13 protein-coding genes are annotated in these 20,377 nt (G+C 51.8%); 5 read left to right on the top strand and 8 right to left on the bottom strand.

The window, feature by feature from the left end:
- Positions 1–117: 117 nt before the first annotated feature.
- Both BUB16_RS03935 and ndk read right to left on the bottom strand, forming a co-directional pair.
- The gene (locus BUB16_RS03935; RefSeq protein WP_073059706.1) at positions 118–1,350 is read right to left on the bottom strand and encodes an exo-beta-N-acetylmuramidase NamZ family protein; all 1,233 of its coding nucleotides are present in this window, start codon (positions 1,348–1,350) and stop codon (positions 118–120) included.
- Between the two features lie 121 nt (positions 1,351–1,471).
- The gene (gene ndk / locus BUB16_RS03930; RefSeq protein WP_073059704.1) at positions 1,472–1,903 is read right to left on the bottom strand and encodes a nucleoside-diphosphate kinase; all 432 of its coding nucleotides are present in this window, start codon (positions 1,901–1,903) and stop codon (positions 1,472–1,474) included.
- A 457-nt stretch (positions 1,904–2,360) separates the two neighbouring features.
- Here ndk and BUB16_RS03925 point away from each other — a divergent pair, with 457 nt between their 5' ends.
- Positions 2,361–2,801 carry a methylglyoxal synthase gene (locus BUB16_RS03925; RefSeq protein WP_073059938.1) on the top strand — a complete coding sequence of 147 codons (441 nt, stop codon included), beginning with the start codon at positions 2,361–2,363 and terminating at the stop codon, positions 2,799–2,801.
- A 29-nt stretch (positions 2,802–2,830) separates the two neighbouring features.
- Complete coding sequence (locus tag BUB16_RS03920; protein ID WP_073059701.1) at positions 2,831–4,909, top strand: thioredoxin domain-containing protein; 2,079 nt, start codon at positions 2,831–2,833, stop codon at positions 4,907–4,909.
- An 11-nt stretch (positions 4,910–4,920) separates the two neighbouring features.
- Here the strand turns inward: BUB16_RS03920 and BUB16_RS03915 are convergent, their stop codons facing one another.
- Positions 4,921–6,105, bottom strand: coding sequence for a metallophosphoesterase (locus BUB16_RS03915; protein ID WP_073059699.1), 1,185 nt, complete (start codon positions 6,103–6,105; stop codon positions 4,921–4,923).
- A gap of 386 nt (positions 6,106–6,491) precedes the next feature.
- Here BUB16_RS03915 and BUB16_RS03910 point away from each other — a divergent pair, with 386 nt between their 5' ends.
- Positions 6,492–7,400 carry an anti-sigma factor gene (locus BUB16_RS03910; RefSeq protein ID WP_073059695.1) on the top strand — a complete coding sequence of 303 codons (909 nt, stop codon included), beginning with the start codon at positions 6,492–6,494 and terminating at the stop codon, positions 7,398–7,400.
- A gap of 9 nt (positions 7,401–7,409) precedes the next feature.
- Here BUB16_RS03910 and BUB16_RS03905 read toward each other — a convergent pair whose 3' ends face one another.
- The 3 genes from BUB16_RS03905 to BUB16_RS03895 form a co-directional block, all read right to left on the bottom strand.
- Positions 7,410–8,165, bottom strand: coding sequence for a DUF4412 domain-containing protein (locus BUB16_RS03905; RefSeq protein ID WP_139240175.1), 756 nt, complete (start codon positions 8,163–8,165; stop codon positions 7,410–7,412).
- A 131-nt stretch (positions 8,166–8,296) separates the two neighbouring features.
- On the bottom strand, positions 8,297–9,427 hold the full coding sequence (gene mnmA / locus BUB16_RS03900) for a tRNA 2-thiouridine(34) synthase MnmA (protein ID WP_073059689.1): 1,131 nt from the start codon (positions 9,425–9,427) through the stop codon (positions 8,297–8,299).
- A gap of 425 nt (positions 9,428–9,852) precedes the next feature.
- A complete protein-coding gene (locus BUB16_RS03895) occupies positions 9,853–10,350 on the bottom strand; it encodes an HNH endonuclease (protein ID WP_073059686.1) in 498 nt (165 codons plus the stop codon).
- Positions 10,351–10,649: 299 nt separating this feature from the next.
- On the opposite strand from BUB16_RS03895, the gene BUB16_RS03890 reads away from it, so the two are divergent.
- Positions 10,650–11,060: an ATP-binding protein gene (locus BUB16_RS03890; protein WP_073059683.1), complete on the top strand. Its 411-nt coding sequence runs from the start codon at positions 10,650–10,652 to the stop codon at positions 11,058–11,060.
- A 109-nt stretch (positions 11,061–11,169) separates the two neighbouring features.
- On the opposite strand, the gene BUB16_RS03885 is transcribed toward BUB16_RS03890, so the two are convergent.
- Complete coding sequence (locus tag BUB16_RS03885; protein WP_073059681.1) at positions 11,170–12,912, bottom strand: RagB/SusD family nutrient uptake outer membrane protein; 1,743 nt, start codon at positions 12,910–12,912, stop codon at positions 11,170–11,172.
- Between the two features lie 53 nt (positions 12,913–12,965).
- The gene (locus BUB16_RS03880; RefSeq protein WP_073059678.1) at positions 12,966–16,238 is read right to left on the bottom strand and encodes a SusC/RagA family TonB-linked outer membrane protein; all 3,273 of its coding nucleotides are present in this window, start codon (positions 16,236–16,238) and stop codon (positions 12,966–12,968) included.
- Between the two features lie 674 nt (positions 16,239–16,912).
- Here BUB16_RS03880 and BUB16_RS03875 point away from each other — a divergent pair.
- Complete coding sequence (locus BUB16_RS03875) at positions 16,913–20,293, top strand: VCBS repeat-containing protein (RefSeq protein WP_434083885.1); 3,381 nt, start codon at positions 16,913–16,915, stop codon at positions 20,291–20,293.
- The last annotated feature ends 84 nt before the right edge of the window (positions 20,294–20,377 follow it).

Below are 20,377 nucleotides of genomic sequence, written 5' to 3'. Positions count from 1 at the left end.
TGCTTTCGAACATTCTTTCAGCCTCCTGAAAAGACCTAAACCCCGGATTTCTCATCAGGTAATTTTGTCCCTCAGCAGGGCGAAGGAAAATAGCAACGGAGACGTGGTTACGCTAATTCATTCATACAGTAAATATTTTGACCGCTGCTCGGAAAACTGCTCCGCCGTCTCTTCCCACTGCTCCCGGTAGCTCCCGTCTTCCAGCTGTTGCAGGAGTTCCGACCGGTCTATACCGCTGAGCTTCTCTATAAAACCGGAGAGTTCAGCCTTCGGCGTGGCATCCAGCATTGCAGCCAGCAGCTCGACTCCCAGTGCTATCGGGTCAACGCGGTTAATATCCGTAATTTGCAGTTCTACCCCGTGACATCGCTCTCCCTCGAACTTGGGGCTTGGGGCTTTCCCCGGTATGGACCTGGGTCGAAAGGAGATTCGTTCGATATTAACGCCCTCAAAATTACGCCGGAGCGGGGCAATATGGCTGGTCGTCAATGTCGTAGAGGGTGAACCGATCATCATAAAGGGATCCGGCGTTCCGCGTCCCTCTGAAATATTCACCCCCTCAAAAAGGACCGTTCCCAGGTAGAGATAGGCATGCCGGAATGTCGGCAGGTTGGGAGAAGGCGGAATCCATTCCAGTCCCGTTTCCCGCCATTTCATGGCGCGCTGCCACCCCTCCATAGGAATGACGCGCAGCGTGCTTTTGTCCGCATACTCAATCCACTGTTCACCGACCATCATCCTGGCCAGTTCTCCCAGGGTCATCCCGTGGGCCATGGGAATGGGGTAGCCGCCCACAAACGAGCGGTGCTCATCCTGCAGCATCCATCCCGAAATGTAGTTGCCGCCCGCGGGATTGGGACGATCGAGCACCCACACCGGCACGCCGTGGGCCGAAGCGGCCTCAATGACATTGCCGAGCGTGACGTTGTAGGTGTAGAAACGAGCTCCCACATCCTGCATGTCAAAAAGAAGCAGGTCGACCTCCTCAAGCATCCCGGCGGTGGGTTTTTTGGTCTCCCCGTAGAGCGAAAAGACCGGTAGTCCCGTCGCCTGGTCAACCCCGTCTTCAATGGTTTCCCCCGCTCCTGCATCGCCCCGGAAGCCGTGTTCTGCGGCAAACAGAGCGGTCACGTTGACACCCCTTGCCAATAACGTATCAAGCATATGCTCCTCCTCCACGCGCGCGGTGGGGTTCATCACCAGTCCCACCCGCTTCCCTTCCAGTTCGTCGAGATGCTCATCGATCAGTACGTGCGCCCCCACTTTAACGCCGGAATGGGAGCCGGATGACTGAGACTGGCAAGCATAGGTGCAAACAGTTAAAAGCAGCAGCAGAGATCGTAAATACATGGCAAAGCTGGTTATCAGTTTATGAGTTATCGGTTATTTGTCTCCAATAACGAATAACAAGTAACAAATAACGATTGAAAAACGCCGGTTGAAAATTTATCGCCGAACGACCTTTAAAAAATCATGCCTTATTCGCCACCACTTCAGCTTCCGTAAAGAAATAGGCGGCTTCTTTTTTGCCGTTTTCTACTGAATCGGAACCATGAATGATATTTTCTCCCACGCTGTCGGCAAAGTCGGCGCGAATGGTCCCCTCATCGGCCTCAGCGGGATCGGTCGCACCGATAAAGGTACGGAAATCCTCGATCGCATTCTCCTTTTCCAGAATCATCGGCACGCAGGGACCGCTGCTCATAAACTCGCACAGTTCATCATAAAAAGGTCGTTCCCTGTGCACAGCATAAAAGCCGCCGGCCGTGTCCGGGGTCAGACGTGTCATTTTCATTGCAACAATCGTAAATCCCGCTTCCTGGATGCGCCGGGTTACCTCCCCGATTAACTCTTTGCGTACACAGTCAGGTTTGAGGATCGTCAGCGTTCGTTCTACAGCCATTTTACTTTCCGGTCTATATTTAATGTTCAACTTCTATTTAACAGAGAACCCAAATATAACGTATTGTCCATTAATTCACGAAGAGATTTCTCAGGTCTGCCGGACCGACACATCGATGCTGCCGCTCCCCGCCCTGTTTGGAGATCGCAAAAAAGGTTTCGAAAAATCAGCTGTTTCGTTCAGGGTTAAGATCAGGAAGAAGAGTGGAATCACAGCATATAGTCCATGGATCAGGATTTCAACCGCCCGTTCACACCCAGGTTGGCCGAAAGAACGGTTTTACAAGGCACTTTAAAAATAAATCGCTTGAGAGCGATCAAATCTTACCTTAGCTTACTGTCTTGTAAAAGCGGCTAATCAACTATTATCCTAACCTACTTTTATTTATATCACCATCATGAGTCTTAAAAAAAGCTATAAAGATGCCGATCCGCCTATTGCTCACAGCTCTAAAAGAATGGGCAAAAAAAAGAACATCGCCCTTGTGGCCCACGACCACCGCAAAGAAGATCTGATCGACTGGTGCGACTTCAACCAGGGATCCCTTTCCAAGCATAACCTGTTTGGTACCGGTACCACCGGACAGCTGATTGCCGATAAAGTGGGGCTGGAGGTAACCCGGTTTAGCAGCGGACCGCTGGGCGGCGATCTGCAGATCGGGGCCGCCATCTCCAAGCACAAAATTGATATGATGATCTTCTTTTGGGACCCTCTGCAGGCGCAGCCCCATGATGTGGACGTCAAAGCCCTGCTGCGCATCGGGGTGCTCTATAACATCCCGGTCGCCTGCAACCGGTCATCGGCCGACTTTATGATCTCATCAGAGCTTTTTGATGAGGAGTACGGGCGATTCCTGGTGGATTACAGCCAGCGTTTTACCAAAAAAATTGAAGAGTAAAGAAGAGTAATTCTTAACCATCTGGAACTATGACGACGCAAAACCGCCTGGCACAGGAATCGAGTCCCTATCTCCTGCAGCATGCGGATAACCCCGTCAACTGGTACCCCTGGGGGGCCGAGGCATTTGAGAGAGCGCGGGAGGAGGACAAGCCTGTTTTCCTCTCCATAGGCTACGCTACGTGCCACTGGTGTCATGTAATGGCTCACGAATCGTTTGAGGACGAGCAGATCGCTGATATGATGAATGAGGCATTTATCAATATCAAGGTCGATCGCGAGGAGCGGCCGGATATCGACCATACCTATATGCTGGTTTGCCAGATGCTTTCCGGCAGCGGAGGCTGGCCGCTGAATGTGTTACTCACCCCGCAAAAGAACCCCTTTTATGCCGCTACCTATATCCCGAAGCGGGAGCGACAGGGACGTCCGGGCATGCGGGAGCTGATCCCCTGGATTTCGCAGCTGTGGCAAAACGAGCGTGAAAAGATCGCAAAATCAACCGATGAAATCACCCGGGCTTTTAACAAGTCCAACGCCTTTGAGCCGGGGGAGCGACTGGACCGTTCGGACCTGGAAAAAGCCTATCGGCAGTTCAAAGAACAGTTTGACAAGCAGTACGGGGGATTCGGATCCGCTCCCAAGTTCCCGGCCGCCCATAACCTGATGCTGCTGCTCCGCCTTGCGGCCAGGGTTGAGGATTCCCACGGGATTGGGATGGTCGAACAGACGCTCACCCGGATGCGGCTCGGGGGACTCTTTGACCATGTCGGAGGGGGCTTCCACCGCTACTCGACGGACCGGGAATGGCTGGTCCCCCATTTTGAGAAGATGCTCTACGATCAGGCCATGCTGCTGATAGCCTATACCGAGGGCTGGCAATCTACGGGCCGCCCGCTCTTCAGGCAGACGGCCGGAGAGATTGTTTCCTACCTGATGCGGAAGATGCAGCACCCGGACGGTGGTTTTTATTCGGCCGAAGACGCCGACAGCGAAGGCGAAGAGGGCAAATTCTATGTTTGGAGTCCCGCCGACATACGTAAGGCCCTCCCCAACCCGAAAGCAGAACTTGCCCTCGAGGTATTCAATATCACGGAGGAGGGCAACTACAGGGATGAAGCCTCCGGCCGGCGAACGGGAAAGTCTATTCCCCACCTCCGGAAGCCGATCAAAAAACTCGCAGAGGAACGGGATATGACCGAAGATACCCTTCGATCCCGGTTAGAGGCCATTCGAAAGAAACTGCTTGCCGCGCGACAGCAACGGGTGGCTCCCCTGCTGGATGATAAAATTCTCACCGACTGGAACGGGCTGACCATTGCGGCCCTGGCCAAAGCGGGACGTGCATTCGACAACGAGGACTACCTGCGGCAGGCGGAACGCTGCTACCGCTTTATTGCCGATGAACTGATGCCCGACAAAACCACCCTTCTCCATCGCTTTCGAAAAGGGGAAGCCGGGATTGACGCTCATGCCGATGACTATGCGTTCCTGATATGGGGACTGATTGAACTCTATGAGGCGACCTTTAAAAGCCGGTACTTGTCCCGCGCCGTAGAACTAAACAACACGTTCATGGCACGTTTTTGGGATCCCGATAACGGCGGATACTTTTTTACCTCACGGTCGGGCGAAGAGCTGCTGGGGCGAAAAAAAGAAATATACGACGGGGCCCTGCCCTCAAGCAACTCCGTGGCTATGATGAACCTGTTGCGTCTGGGACGGCTGACCGGGAACACCGGGTGGGAAGAGAAGGCGGATCAAATCAACAAGCTGTTTGCTTCGGACATCCGCAAGGCTCCCACCGGCTTTGGGTTTGCGCTCCAGAGCGTGGATTTTACTGCTTTCGGCTCACAGGAAATTATCATTGCCGGGCCCATAGATAACGACCAAACGAAGAACATGCTGCGGCCCCTGCACCACCGCTTCCTTCCCCGTGCGGTTGTCCTGTTAAACGATCCGGCGGATGAACAAATCGGGGAGATAGCCCCGTTTCTTTCGAACTTTCCGGTGCAAAAGGGACTACCGACCGCCTATGTCTGCCAGAATTTCAGTTGCGAAATGCCCACTACCGACCCGGAGAAGATGCTGGAGATGATTGAGAAATAATGTTCGGCCTGCTATTTCGGCTGAAGTTCTATCACCGTAACGGTAGGCGGCGCATTATAGCGTACCGGTCCCAGGGTAAACCCAAGCCCGTTATTTACGTGGATGGGGAGTGCCCCTTCCCAATACAAGCCGCTGACATATTTTGTCTCCCGCTCGGAAGCCGAAAAATCCATGCCCATAAACGGCACGCGTATCTGTCCCCCGTGCGTGTGCCCGGCCAGCATCATATCGTAATGATGTTTCATGGCGCTTTCGATCAGGTAATCGTTAACCTGGTGGGAGGCAAAAATTTTCAGCGCGGCTTCCGGTGCGCGGCGGGACAGCGAATCCACGGTATCCGGGTTCGAACGCCGGCTGTATACTTCCGTAACACCCGTCAGCACAGCAAAGGAGGAGCTATCCACCGGAATCCTGATGTTTTTATCCTGCAGGAGAAAAATCCCCGATTCATTGAGCGCCCGTTTTACCTCCCCGGTGCCTGCCCAGTAATCGTGATCCCCCACGACAGCATATATGCCGTGCCGGGCTTCGGCTTTCCCGAACGCGCGGGCTGACATCCCGATGAAGTCCGTCCCATAAGAAATAAGGTCCCCGGTAAAGATGACCAGATCCGGATTCTGTTCATTCAGTTTGCTGATATAGCCGCTTATCTCCTCGCGGCCTGTATACTCATCACCCTGTATATCGGAAATGTGTGCTACTTTAAACCCGTGGAGCGGTTCAGGAAGATCTTCTACCGGCAGCGGGATATTTTCCACTACAACCCGGCTGGTATCACGGTACACTTTCCACCCCGTGTACGAAAAAACAACCACAAAGAGCAGCAAAAGCAGGCGTGCGTGGATACGATCCACGCGGCGGGGGTCCCATGAAAAAAAGCGCGTTATCCCTTTCGCCAGGTCTGCCAGAAGTATCCAGGTTGCCAGCTGAAAAACAAACACCAGTCCGAACCAAAACCAGTACGTCAGCGGTTTAGGATATTTGAGCAGATCAATATCGCCGGAAAGGTAAAAATCTATCACGCCGATGACTGGTAACAGGTAAAAAGAACATACCACAGCCGGCAGGATCTTTTTGCTCCATGTTGATTCATCCAGCAATTGTTTGGCGGAAACATATAGCCGCCAGACCAGGTATATAACGGCCGGGGCCATCAACAGTGATACCAAAAGCGTCATTCTGAGAAGCCAGGGCATTATTCAAATAGCTTAAAAGTTCTTTGTATATTGTTTTTTGATGGCGAAGGACCCTGTCGGACTTAGAGGATTGTAACGAGAGTCAGATTTTGGGATTTTTGAGGCGAATAGTGGGCCTGTTTAGCGAAAAAGAGCTCGGAATCTGGCCAAATTCGACGGATTCGCAGTAGATTTTGCTACGTTCGACAGGCTCCTTAGCCTAACGTTATTTTTTGATTTCAACAAATTTTTTTAAAGATCAAACGATTGCGCTTCTTTTTGGGTAGTAAAACAGGCATGCAGGGTGATTACCTTCATTCTGCCCGCAACCATCGGGAACGCATTTCGCGGCGATTGCGTCGGAGCAATTGAATTAATGAAACGCAGTGAGGAGCATACATCCGCTGATGGCTAATGAGCATTCACATAACAAAACGTTTAAGGAACGCTGTGCCGGCTATCTGTTGCAGACGCTTGATGCAGACGAGCGTAAAGCATTCGAGCAGATGCTGGAAAATGCAACAGAAGAACAGCAGCGACTTTACAGGGAGATGCGATCGGTCGCCAATCAGCCATCGTTTACGCAGCAACCGGGAGAATCTTCCGAATCACTGAAAAAGCGGCTTATGGAACGGATACCATCGGAGGAGGAAGATCCGGAAGCAGAAGAAATTCCCTCACCCCCCGTTCCTGCTATTGAGGAAGACCTTTCTTCGGAAAATGAAGGGGATGAGGATATGGGGGCGGAAGCAGGGGAAGAACCCTTCAACTGGGCGACCTTTTCGACCGCCGCTTCGTTTGCCCTGCTGATCCTGAGCCTGAGCCTGCTCTTCTACTCCTTTAACCTGAGCGCTGAAATCAATGATCAGGAGTCGGTTATTGACGATCAGCAGGCCGAAATTACCGGATTAGAGGAAGAGCTCCGCCGGAAAGAAAAGATGCTGGCCATCCTGGAGTCACAAGGCCTCGAGATGGTACTGATGTCCGGGCTGGAAGTCAACCCGGATGGCTATGGCAAAGTAATATGGGATTCCGAAAACCGCCGGGCACTGCTCCAGGTATCAAATCTGCCGCACGTACCGCCCGATAAAGAGTACCAGCTATGGATCATTCAAAATAACGAGCCGGTGAGTGCCGGTGTTTTTGCCGTTAGCGACACCAGTGACACCTTTTTCACCTTCGAGGAGACGGCCGATGCCCGGAATGATTCCGCCAGTGCTTTTGCCATTACGATGGAACCCAAAGGAGGTATGCCGCAACCCACCGGAGATATGTACCTTCTGGGTAACATGAACAGCGATGCGGAGGGGCCGTAGGAAGAAAAGTCACCGGTTATTCATCTTCCGGAACAGATATTCCTGCATGCTGAGTACTTTGACGCCTGACGGCACCTCAGTCATTGCGGGATCAACGGGCGCTTGCTTTATCTCCGTAACTTCCAGGGCCGATGTGAGTTTACCATCTTTATAGGCTTCCAGCTTCAGCGGAAAATAGTTTTCCTTAAAAACAAGATCCATCGGAAAATCATCACTGATCAAAGCGTCGGTATCCCCGCCCCACGGCTCAGCCAGCATTCCCCAGTTCACATCGATTTCGTTTGTCATCCAGACTTCGGAATAGTTCTGGTCGGGATCTGATTCATCCCTGAAAACAAATTTTTCGCTCCGGTAGCCTTTAATCGTTTGCGTGTCCCCCGTTCGATTTTGCCGGATATCATAGTCTTTGTCCAGGGGCTCACCACCATTACTGCCGTTATTAAACATATTCATAAGAGAAGTGATATCCGTTTTGGCAATTTTCAGCGCTTCATCTCCCCCCGTTAAGAATACGAAATCCTGTGAGTCGAGGCGGACCAGCACCCCGTCGGTCTCCAGGGATTCCATAAAGTCATACTTTTTCTCCCCCTGCAGTAGTATCCGTTCCGGGGTAATATACAGCATAAACCTATCGCCACTTGTCTCATTTCCCTCCGTATATTCGTAACTGTTATAGGTTATTTCCCCTTCAAACTGGGCCGCGGCCGGTTGTGTAAAACAAGCTGCCATAAGCATTGCGGATAAATAATAGGTTGCTTTTTTCATGATGGATTTCTTAAAAATTAATAAATAAATGATCTGGTGCTCCAATCCCGGAGGCCGTAGCGCGCGTATAAAAAAATAGCCTGCCGAAGATATTCATCGACAGGCTAACTAACGAGTGAAAGAAATTAAAATTATGCTTCCCGGAGTACATCCATATCAACATTGACTTTGTGGATCCACCCACCCGCAACCACATCGTCGCCTTCGTAGCAGACGACCGCCTGTCCCGGTGCAATAGCTTCACGACCGGTTGGGAACGTGACCTCGATCTCATCTTCTCCCAGCTGCTTCAGATGTCCCCTGACACCGTCATCATTATATCGGATTGTACCCGTCACATCCATTTCACCGCCGGGCACTTCACCGTACTTGCTCAGGTTCACATTCCTGGCGCGGCAAGTGGTGCTTACCAGGTCTTCCTTTTCACCGATGGTAATCACATTGGTGGCGGGATTGATATCGGTTACGTATACCCGTTTTCCGAGCGCCAGGTCAAGCCCGCGACGCTGACCGATGGTATAGAACGGGTATCCCTCGTGCTCTCCGACAATATTGCCCTCCTGGTCCACAAACTTACCGCCCTTCACGCGCTCTTCGAGTCCATCCACCCGATCCTTCAGGAAGCGGCGATAGTCGTCATCCGGCACAAAACAAATTTCATAGGAATCCGGTTTCCCGGCCACTTTATCCAGGCCGAATTCTTCGGCCAGCTCCCTGATCCGGGTTTTTTCAAAATTACCCAGTGGAAATTTTGTGCGAGCAAGGTGCTTTTGCTCGACTCCCCAGAGAGCGTACGACTGATCCTTCCTCGGATCCCGTCCGCGGGAGATCACCTGCCGGCCGTTCTCTTCGCGTACCCGGGCGTAGTGTCCCGTTGCAATAAAGTCGCACCCCAGGTTATCCGCACGGCGCAGCAAGGCAGCCCATTTGATATGGGTATTGCACAAGACACAGGGATTCGGCGTGCGTCCGCTCATATAATCATCGACAAAACGGTCGATAACCCAGTCGCCGAATTCTTCACGGATATCCACAATAAAATGCTTGAACCCGTGCTTCACGGCAATCTGCCGGGCGTCATTCATGGACTCGAGCGTACAGCAGCCGGTTTCTTTATCCGATTTCCCGCCTACCCGCGAGTAATCCCACGTTTTCATGGTAATGCCGATGACATCATATCCTTGTTCTTTGAGCATAACCGCCGCAACAGAGGAATCTACTCCCCCGCTCATGGCTACCAATACTCGTCCTTTGCTACTCATGTCTGGTTACTGGTGATTGGTAATTTGTTATTTTATGGAGGCTTTTGTAAAACCCGCTCGTTTGCCCAATATCGGCATTTTCGCGAATTCAGAATCCTCACTTATGTGATAATAAGCTGTGGTTTTGAATTCGTTCAGGGTTAGACCCTGAATAAAATCCATGGTTTTTTCAGAAGCCTCTTGTTGTAAATTAGTTAAAAGTTATGGATAGCCGGCCAGGATATCCACATTCTACCGTATGGTCATTAACCGGTCAATAATATAACGAAGCCTGAAAGGTAAGAATTTTTTATGTAAATAATGTGAAGGAGAAAGTTGCGTTACCGGCTATCCTGTATTCTTCCGTTACCTGTGATAGCGAAGGTCGTACCTTGTTATGTTCACGGGATCTTATACGGGTGGCTCGGCAAATTACTAAAGTTATCCTACATATACAGGTAGGGCTTCCAGTCCTCCGATACGCCGCCTAAAAGAGACTGCAGGAAAGTAATATGAATCGGACGATAAGGCTTTCTTTTTAGGGGCATATTCGCTTCTTCCGGGGTCCGGTTGCCTTTATTCACATTACACGAATCACAGGCAGCGACCAGATTCTCCCAGCTATCACCACCCCCGCGACTTCGGGGCAGGACATGATCGATCGTCAAATTCCGGGACGAGCCACAATACTGGCAGGTATTGGCATCCCGTTTCAGAATATTATGCCGGGTCAGGACAATTTTATTATAGGGAATATTGATATAGCGGCGCAGTCGTATAACCGACGGATAGGAATATTCTTCCGTCACGGTCCGTAGTTTTTTATCCGGGTAATCATGCAGCATTTCGGCCTTATCCAAAAAGAGTAGCTTTATGGATCGATGAACCGAGCATACACTCAGCGGCTGATAGTCTTTATTTAAAACCAGAACATTGGCGTCCATAGCATTGACATATTTTTTACGGCTCTGTCTGCCTATTTTCAATCACAGACAGATATACCGGAAAAACTTTAATGTGTAGAATCAACATTAAATTTTACTAAAATGCAACCCAAAAGTGCATCAGCTTAACTAAAATGGACTTTTTATCGTTTTAGAAAAAGAAATTGATCTTACATCATCTACAAAATTTTTCATACCTTCTTTTTTCAAGTTATATCTGTTCTTAAAAATACGCGGCATCTACGCCTGAAAACCGGTCCGGTGTCTCCTGTGTGGCACCGGTTACTTATACCTGCACTATGACCTCAGAGAATACCAAAAAAATGATTCTTCCGTCCTCTCTCGAGGAGATGGACAAACTGGATTCCTTTGTCGATGAACTGCAAGAGTGGGCTTCCCTGGACCAGCAGCAGCGAAACCGAATTATGCTTCCCCTGAGCGAAGCCCTTAACAATGCCATACTTCACGGCAACCAGCTGCAGGAGCACAGGTCCGTTACCGTTGTCGCTGAGCTCAAAAACCAGCTCTTAATCATCAGCGTGGAGGATGAAGGAGCGGGATTTGATCCCGATAGTGTTCCGGACCCCCTGAAAGAAGAAAACCTGCTCAAAGAAGGAGGACGCGGTATTTACCTGATCAGGGAGTATACCGATGATATCGACTTTCAAAATAATGGTTCTAAAATAATCATGACCTTTAATTTGACCTAATTAAAATTACATGACCGGGCTTCGCTTCCGAGAGCCCGGCTATGTATTACCTGCGTATGAAAGATAGTCAGCCTGTTGCTATTTCCATAAACAGCTATCCTCTGCCAACCTACCATCCCGGATTCTGATCAAGGCTGGAATTCAATAACAGCTCGGTGCGGGGTAACGGGTACAGGTAATCCTTGCTCTCGTCAAACGTTCGCTGTTCATTAGACCCGGGCTGGGGAATAACAAGACCCCGGTCATCCAATACCACATCTTCCCCGAGCCGGAGATAAACGATTCCCTCCTGTTTGTTGTCAATCGATCCGGAATAGATAACCAAATCCATATCGCCATCATCCTCCAGATCGTATTCACCGGTACCCGGAAAATACATTCCCCGGAAGGGCTGCGTGAGTTTCTGCCCTTCCTTCCACCGCATGAGATCATCCCATCGAAAATTTTCCATAAACAGCTCAATCCGGCGTTCCCGTCGAATCTCCAGGATAATACCTTTATTGGGACTCTGCCCAATGCTTTGATACTGCTTCTCAAGAAAAGGATCAGGGCTCGCATTCGCCTGACCAAGCGACAGGTCCGGCATCGCCACACGGTCCCGAAGCAGGTTGACAGACCGGTCCAGATCGGCCTGCGTAAGGATACCCAATTCCGCTCGAGCTTCTGCATAGTTCAACAGCACCTCTGCATACCGGAACAGGGGCAAATCGGCAATCGAGGCATCATAGCTGTCATATTCCGGCTCTGTAACGAACTTCGTAATTTGATAACCGGTTACGGTGGCTCCAAAATTAGGCGGTATCGTCTGGGTTTCCCCCATCCGGTGATATCCCGGGGTACGGATCGTTTGCTTAAGGCGGGGATCCCGGTTCTGCACCTCTTCGGTAAACTGCTTCTGCCGGTAGCCATCCTTATCCGTAAAGCGGGAGCCATCGTTCATCAGGTAACTGTTAACCAAATCCTTCGGCATACCCGGGCGACCATAGGAAGAGGTGATTGTGTAATAATTCACGTTGTGATCGATCTGTTCGGCACTGTTAAACTGTCGCGCCAGAATGATCTCATCGGCAACCGCATCGTGAGAGGCAAACAGATCCCTGTAATCACTGTCCGGTTCTCCGGTTGAATAGACCACATAATTTCCGGATTCCATCAGTTCCCCGGCAGCCTGCCAGGCAATATTCAAATACTTTTCAGCGCCATCCAGGCCATGATACTTCCTGAAGGTACCTTCAAACAGTCCTACTCGGGACCGGAGGGCCAGTGCCGTCCATTTTGTGGCCTGATATACCCGCGGGGTCTCCGACATATTGTTGACCGCATAATCCAGGTCATTCAGGACGGAATCCACCACCATGCCCCGGGGATCACGGGCTTTTTGCAACGCCTGCTCGTCGTCCGGATCCACCGGTTCCGAGTACCACGGGACATCCCCAAACCGCTTGACCTTGTTGAAATAGAAGTATGCCCGAAAAAAACGGGCGACCCCGCTGTAATGACGTTTGGCAGCGTCATCATTCGCTTTCTGATAATGAGCCAAAAAATAGTTTATTTTCCTAAGATCATCCCAGGTCCATCCTGCCGAACCGGCGTCCGTCGGTACCACGCGGTCTCCCCTGATGCGAGCCGACAGCGAGGTCTCCATTATGTTGTCCGCATCCCCGTTATAGATGCTGGCCTCCGGAAACATCAGATAAAAAGAATTTGTATACAGTTCCAAATCGCTGGCCGTTTGGAAGAAGTTGTCGGTCGTAACCTCAGCGAGCGGATCGGTATTAAGGCTATCCTGACAGGCTGTAAGAAGCAGGACCGTGAGCAAAAAAACCGTGATAACAGATATATAATATTTCATCGGTCTGTGGTGGTTATTGAAACTTAATGTTTTACGTTGCATAGCGTTTAAATTTAAAAGTCCAGGTTAATGCCGAAAGAGTAGACCTTACTGAAAGGATAGGTCTGAGCGGTAGAGCCCTCACCGTAACGCTCTTCTGCCTGGGAAAAGGTGATCCCATTGGAGGCTGCCTCAGGATCGATATAGTCGGTCAACTTGCTGAATGTCAACAGGTTTTCACCGCTAAAATAGAACCGTACACGCGACCCGATTCCTGCAGTCCAAGCCCGGGGCAAGGTATAGCCGACCGTCAGGTTCTTTAGCCGCAGATAAGCAACACTTTGCAAATAGCGATCGTTGACGGCGCCCAGCTGGCGGGAGCTGCCCAGGGCTGTGTAGCCTCTGAGACGTGGAAAATAGGCATCGGGATTTTCCGGCGACCATATGTTATTTACCAGGTCCTTACGCTGGAATGAGTCGTAGGGACGATTGTACATCGCCCAAAAAATGCGGGAGTCGTTATCGGGATACCAGTCCTGTTTACCGATACCCTGCAGGAACAGCGAGAGATCGATATTATTCCATTCGGTCTGTACAGAAAAACTGTAGGGGAATTGTGGCGTGGCGTTGCCGATGACCCGGCGATCGCCCGGATTCTCAAGTGTATTATCCCCCTCGTCGATGACCCCGTCGCCGTTCAGGTCGGCATATTTTACGTCTCCGGGCAGAAGCTGACCATACTCGCCGGGCGAAGAATTGATGGATGAATTCACGCGGGTCTGGTCAGCATGACCGGCAATCTCCTCCTCACTCCGAAATAGCCCGTCAATGTGATAGCCCCATATCTCGCCAATCGTCTGTCCCTCGTAATAATCACCGAGATAATCATTGGGGTTATCAAAGTCGGTAATGGTGGTTTTTTGATTGGAAAGAGCAGCTTTCAGAGCCAGATTCAACGGCTGTCCCCCCACATCGAAGGTATTTTGATAGCCAAGCTGTACCTCAAATCCGCGCGTGCGAAGATCGGCCGCGTTCTCCTCGGGAGATGAGGTTCCGAGTACGGCCGGCAATGTACGTCCCTGCGTGAGCATACCCAGCGTACTTCGCTGGTACAGATCAACACTGGCCGTCAACTTGCTGCTCCAAAGCCCAAGATCCATACCCATATTGATCGTATTTACCTCTTCCCACGTAATATCGCGCGGATTCAATTCCGGGGGATCGATATATTCGAGTTTGCTGTCATTGATAAGGTAGTCAGCCGTGCCCTTGTTAAGCGTGGGCGTATAAGCATAGGTTGCCACCTGCTGATTGCCCAGCGATCCGTAGGAACCTCTAATCTTGAGCTGGCTCACGGCCCCGGTCAACCCGCTAAAAAAGTCTTCATTGCTGATCATCCAGCCTGCTGAAACGGAGGGGAAGAAGCCCCAGCGATGCTCTTCGGGGAATCGAGAGGTAGCATCGTAACGGCCATTGACCTCCAGCAGGTAACGCTCGTCGAAGTTATAGTTCAGGCGAAAGAAATAACCCAGCACGGCCCATTCACGGGCACTTCCGTAAGCCTCCGAAGCCCCGGTGCCCAAATCGAGCGCATTCAGGTCATCCGAAATACTATTGCGCTTTCTTGCCTGTACGGATTCATACTTAGCCTGCTCATTATTTAAACCGATCGTTTCCTCGAAGCTGTGGTCGCCGGTCTCATGGGCATATTTGGCATATATATTGAACGCCGTGTAGGTATCTTCATTCCTGTACTCGCGGAGCTGATCATTGCCGAGATACTCGATCTCTCCCGGGTGCACGGACCACGGTACCCTGGTATTCCGACGGCTTTCCCTGTAATACTCGACCCTGGTGGTATAATCGGTTACAATCTCGACATTATCGGCCGGCGTTACCGTCGCTTCAATCGTATTTCCCAGTTCCCTGTTATTAATAATCTGCTTCGATTTCCCGTACAGCAATGAAGCAAACACGCCGTCTCCTATCGTATAGTTGTTTAGTTCCGTGCGAAAAGTGGCGGTGCCGTCCGGATTCCTGGGTACATATGAAGGCAACGCGTGAACCCAAATCAGGCTCCCCCAGGGCTCTCCCCAGCCGTACATACTTCCGCCGTGACGAACTTGCTCGCTGCTGTTGAGATGAATATTGTCGGAGAGACGCAGCCAATCATTCACCTGATAATCGATCTTGGCCCGTCCGTTGTATGAATCGTAGGTATCATCCTGCACCTTTAATATGCCCGCATTCCTGTACATTCGGCCGGACAAGCTTACGCTGAGGCGGTCGCTCCCACCAGAGATGGACAGGTCGTGGGTTTGGGTGGGATGGAACCGGCGGAACATCGTATTCCACCAGTCGGTATTGCCATAGTATATATACTGCTCCCGGCCGTTTCTGTTGTCAACAACCACGTCCGGCAGCGAAGGGTCTCCCGACCGGCGCTGAAGTTGTTCATAGTCCTCCTCGGTATAGCCGGTATACGAGTTACCGGTGGTCACCCGAAAAGACTCATCCACCAGACGAGCCGCCCGGTAGGGATCTGTCACAAAGTCGGTGTTTGTTGTCGTTGTCTGCCACCCGAAGTTATTACTATAGCTGACTTGGGCCCGCCCGCTGCGGGGACTTTTAGTCGTAACCAGTACCACCCCGAATGCTGCTCTTGCCCCGTATATAGCCGAAGCCGAAGCATCTTTTAACACCGTGACCGATTCAACATCCTTGGGATTGATCTCATTAATATCCCCCTCCACTCCATCAATGAGTACCAGGGGATTCCCGCCGTTAATGGAAGTAAAGCCGCGAATATTTATATTGGGAGCGGAAGCGGGATCCCCGCTTGACTGCGTAATATTAAGCCCCGGAAGAGTCCCCTGTAAACTCTGTGACAAGTTTGCGGTGGGACGCGCTGCAATTTCTTCGCCGTCAATGGCAGAAGCAGATTCGGTGAGGGTGGACTTCTTCTGTTCACCGTACCCTATAACTACCACTTCCTCCCCGGAGATAGCCCGGGACCGCAGAGCTACATCCAGTACGGATCGCCCGTTGATGGCCACCTCACGGGTTTGATAACCGATAAACGAAAAGACCAGCGTATCCCGTATCGATGGCGCGTATACCTCAAAACGACCCTTGCTGTCGGTTGAGGCACCGATGGTTGTGCCTTTGACCATCACATTTACGCCGGGCAACGAACCGGCGTCTTCCGCTGCCGTAACCGTCCCCCTGACCAGATGATTACTATTTTGTGCCCATGCCACGGACACTGAACAGCTTAGCAGCAGACAAAACCATATGAATCCCACTCCGTTCAGCTTACCAGATGATTGCCTGTATGTAATGCCCATACCTATTGTAATCCTTTTTTATTTATGTTATTGGTTGAAAATGCCGTCCTCCCGCCGGCAGACTGTAGTTTCTCCTGCAGCAGGGAAGCTGTTTTTTGAACTGGTTAAAAGTATGGGGGCGTTATTGGCATAACATTATTGGTATTTAAAAATAATGTTATGCTTAATGCTCCATCTCCTGGATAGGTGACGTGAGACGAATTCCAGTGATCCGGCCGGCCTTTCCCATGCGCATGAAACGATGGCACGCCAAGCTTTTTAAAGTAAAAAGCCTGCAAAAGGTTTGTTTGCGTTGCCTGCGTTAATTAATTAAACTGGCTGGTGTGCATTGTGCATTTTAATACGAGGGCGGTTCCCCGCCTGTTTTGTTTTATCCGCAGGCAGGGACGTCATTTTTTTACCCGCACAACGAATGATTTCGATAAGTTGGCATTGAAAAACCAGGAGTTTCGGTCAAAATCAACTCCTGAGCGAATTTAAAACCGCGGCATATAAGAAGGCGTATGTGAGGATGTTGAATGCGCGGACATCCAGAAATTGGCCGAAAGAACGGTTTTGCAACGCTCTCTATACGTTGGCTTAGGTAGAAAGGGCAATTAATGAAAAGTGGTATTGTGAAAAACGTATTGTATCACCGGTTTTTATCCGTATTATTTTTTTTCTGGGGAGCCGCTGTGCTCCTCTCCTCATGCAGCTTCTTCAGCGGGGAATCCCGGGAGACCCTTTTCGAAAACGTTCCCTCCTCTTCCTCCAGCGTTGATTTTGCCAATGAACTGACCCCGACCAATGCGTTCAATATTTATACCTACGCCAATTTCTACTCCGGGGGCGGCGTGGGACTGGGCGATTTTAACAACGACGGCCTGCTCGATATCTATATGACGGCCAACCAAAAGGACAACAAACTCTATTTGAATGAGGGGGGCTTCACCTTTAGGGATATCACGGGAAAGGCCGGTGTCGGCGGAGACCGGGCGTGGTCCACCGGGGTAAGCGTGGCCGATGTCAACGGGGATGGCTGGCCGGACATCTATGTTTGTAATGCCGGGGAGATCAGAGGCGACGATCGCCGGAATGAGCTTTTCATCAATAACGGGGACCTCACCTTTACCGAGCGCGCCGAGGAATACGGCCTTGCCGACCGGGGCCTGTCCATCCATGCCTCCTTCTTTGATTATGATAAAGACGGCGACCTGGATATGTATCTCCTCAACTACACCTCCCAGTCCATCGGCAGTTTTGATCTCGAGCAGGATCTGCGTATCAAAACGGGCTTCAAAGGCGGGGACCGGTTTTACCGGAACGACCTCATCCCGCAGGACACCGCCGCTTCCGGAAATTCGGAATCCTCCGCAGCAGAAGTAGCCGGATTTACCGATGTGACGGATGAGGCGGGCATATACAGCAGCGACATCGGGTTCGGACTCGGCGTTTCCGCGGGGGACGTCAACCGGGATGGGTGGCAGGATCTTTTTATCTCGAATGACTTTTTCGAACGCGATTATCTGTACCTGAATAACCGGGACGGGACCTTCCGGGAAGTACTGACACAACAAATGAAGAGCATCAGCACCACATCGATGGGGGGAGATATCGCGGATTTAAACAACGACGGGTATCCTGAGATCTTCGTCACTGATATGCTGCCCGAAAGCGACCAGCGGCTTAAAACCATCACAACCTTTGCCGACTGGGAGCGGTACCAGTATGAGCTGGAGCATGACTACTACCATCAGATGACCCGCAATGTCCTCCAGCTAAACAACGGCAACGGTACCTTTAGCGAAATAGGTCGCTATGCGGGCGTGGAAGCAACGGCCTGGAGCTGGGGAGCCCTGATATCCGATTTCAATATGGACGGCCGGCGCGATATTTTCGTGCCGAACGGCATCTACAAAGATATGACCGACCAGGATCACCTGCTGCATGTCACCCAACCCAAGGTAAGAAACAGCATCGTCCAAAATAACCGCGTCAATTATCAGAAATTGCTTGAAATGACACCGACGAACCCTATCTCCAACTATATGTTTGAGCAGACGGGCCATCTCCGGTTTACCAACCGCGCTTCGGCATGGGGACTCGACCAGCCGGGCTTTTCCCACGGCTCAGCCTATGGCGATCTTGACAACGACGGCGACATGGATCTGGTCGTAAACAACGTTAATGCAGAGGCCTCTGTCTACCGAAACAGGACCCGGGAAGAACATCCCGAGCGGGGCTGGCTGCAGCTGAAACTCGAGGGCAAGGCCCCCAATACTTCAGCTGTAGGTTCACAGGTAACCCTCATCGCCGGCGGCAAGCGCTGGTACGCCGAGCAGATGCCGGTCCGGGGCTACCAGTCATCCGTCGACCCGAAACTCCATTTCGGGCTCGGCCGGGTGGAGCGTATCGACACTCTTTGGGTACGGTGGCCGGATGGCCGGCTCAGCCGGAAGCTGGATGTAGCAGCGAATCAGCTATTAACGCTCAGCCGGAATCAGGCGCGCGGGGACACCACCCGGACCCGGCAGTGGAGAGAGCAGTCCCTCCCCTCTCCTGCCGAAAACCCTCCTCTGCTGGAAGAGGTAACCGAAACTTTTGCGCTGGACTGGCAGCACCGCGAAAATGAGCAGGTCGATTTTGACCGCCAGCCGCTGCTCTTTCACGCGCGCTCCACGGAAGGTCCCCCGTTATGCACAGGCGATCTCAACGGGGACGGGCGGGAGGACTTCTTTGTCGGGGGAGCCAAAGGACAGGCCGGAGCCTTGTTCCTGCAAACGGCGGGCGGCGGATTCCAAACCGTTAGTGACGACGTTTTCAAAGCGGGAGCCGGCAGCGAGGATACCGGCTGCGCCCTGTTCGATGCCAACGGGGACGGAATCGAAGACCTGTTCGTGGCAAGCGGGGGGAGCGGATTCGCATCGGGTGACACAGCGCTGGCCGACCGGTTATACCTTAACGATGGAGAGGGAACATTTCGGAGATCAAACCGGGCGTTTTCTTCCCTGGGAAACAGCTTTAACCAGCCGACCGGTGCTGTTGCGGCCGGGGACTACAACGGCGACGGGCATACGGATCTTTTTGTGGGGTTCCGGATGCAGCCGGGCGCCTACGGAATACCGGCGGGAGGGTACCTGTTGGAAAATGACGGGTCCGGCCGGTTCCGTGATGTGACCGCAGACCGGCTGCCGGGGCTCTCCGAGGGCGGACTTATGACCGACGCGGCATGGGGAGATCTGGATGGGGACCAGGATCCCGATTTATTGGTAGCCGGGGAGTGGATGCCTCTCAGGCTGTTCCGTAACAACGACGGGACCTTCGCCGAGGCAACGGGTGAGGCCGGACTCGACTCAACCCAGGGGTGGTGGAACAGCATTGCCCTTGCCGACCTGGATGGCGATGGCGATTTGGACTGGGTGGGAGGCAATCACGGACTCAATTCACGATTTGAAGCATCCCTGCAACAGCCCCTGGAACTGTGGGTCAATGATTTTAACCGGGACGGAAACTTTGAACAAATTCTGACATCCTACAAAAACGGCGAGTCCTACCCGGTAGCCCTGCGTCACGATTTATTAGCCGTACTGCCCATGCTGGAATCAAAGGTTCCCAGCTACCACGCCTATGCAGAGACGACGGTCCGGGAATTATTCAACGGGCAGCAGCTGGAGGAAAGCCTCCACTTAAAGGCTACGATGTTATCCAGCAGTGTGGGCTGGAATGATGGCAACGGACAGTTTACCGTTTCAGCACTGCCGATGGAGACACAGCTTTCGCCGATGTACGGTATCCATGCCCGGGATTTCAACGGGGATGACCGGGCGGAACTGTTGATGGGGGGGAATCTTCACCGGGTAAAACCCCAGGCGGGCCGGTACGATGCCAGCTACGGGGTCATGCTTCGGCAGGATTCCACCGGGCGGTACCGGTCCGTCTCCCACCGGGAGAGCGGCTTTTTTGTAGATGGAGAGATAAGGGCCATCCGTCCTCTCCGCCTGAACGATCAACAGCTTATCCTAATCGCCCGGAATAATGAGCCGCTCCAGGTGTTGAAGGTCAGGGAGCCGAAATAGCTCTTATCCCACCTTTGATACCTTCATATCTGATCCAACCTTCAACCCTACTCTAATATTATGTAGACTGGACGGGCATCCAAC

The organism is Fodinibius roseus (genome assembly GCF_900129315.1).
Lineage (GTDB): Bacteria > Bacteroidota > Rhodothermia > Balneolales > Balneolaceae > Fodinibius > Fodinibius roseus.
The sequence above is the reverse complement of the archived record's forward strand: the minus strand, read 5'-3'. Positions and strand labels throughout refer to the sequence as shown.

What these genes read in the sequence shown, in the direction of transcription:
- BUB16_RS03925 (WP_073059938.1), top strand. Translation starts at nt 2,361, where the DNA reads ATGGGCAAAAAAAAGAACATCGCCCTTGTGGCCCACGACCACCGCAAA.
- BUB16_RS03935 (WP_073059706.1), bottom strand. Translation starts at nt 1,350, where the DNA reads ATGTATTTACGATCTCTGCTGCTGCTTTTAACTGTTTGCACCTATGCT.
- ndk (WP_073059704.1), bottom strand. Translation starts at nt 1,903, where the DNA reads ATGGCTGTAGAACGAACGCTGACGATCCTCAAACCTGACTGTGTACGC.
- BUB16_RS03905 (WP_139240175.1), bottom strand. Translation starts at nt 8,165, where the DNA reads ATGAAAAAAGCAACCTATTATTTATCCGCAATGCTTATGGCAGCTTGT.
- BUB16_RS03910 (WP_073059695.1), top strand. Translation starts at nt 6,492, where the DNA reads ATGGCTAATGAGCATTCACATAACAAAACGTTTAAGGAACGCTGTGCC.
- BUB16_RS03890 (WP_073059683.1), top strand. Translation starts at nt 10,650, where the DNA reads ATGACCTCAGAGAATACCAAAAAAATGATTCTTCCGTCCTCTCTCGAG.
- BUB16_RS03885 (WP_073059681.1), bottom strand. Translation starts at nt 12,912, where the DNA reads ATGAAATATTATATATCTGTTATCACGGTTTTTTTGCTCACGGTCCTG.
- BUB16_RS03920 (WP_073059701.1), top strand. Translation starts at nt 2,831, where the DNA reads ATGACGACGCAAAACCGCCTGGCACAGGAATCGAGTCCCTATCTCCTG.
- BUB16_RS03880 (WP_073059678.1), bottom strand. Translation starts at nt 16,238, where the DNA reads ATGGGCATTACATACAGGCAATCATCTGGTAAGCTGAACGGAGTGGGA.
- BUB16_RS03915 (WP_073059699.1), bottom strand. Translation starts at nt 6,105, where the DNA reads ATGCCCTGGCTTCTCAGAATGACGCTTTTGGTATCACTGTTGATGGCC.
- mnmA (WP_073059689.1), bottom strand. Translation starts at nt 9,427, where the DNA reads ATGAGTAGCAAAGGACGAGTATTGGTAGCCATGAGCGGGGGAGTAGAT.
- BUB16_RS03895 (WP_073059686.1), bottom strand. Translation starts at nt 10,350, where the DNA reads ATGGACGCCAATGTTCTGGTTTTAAATAAAGACTATCAGCCGCTGAGT.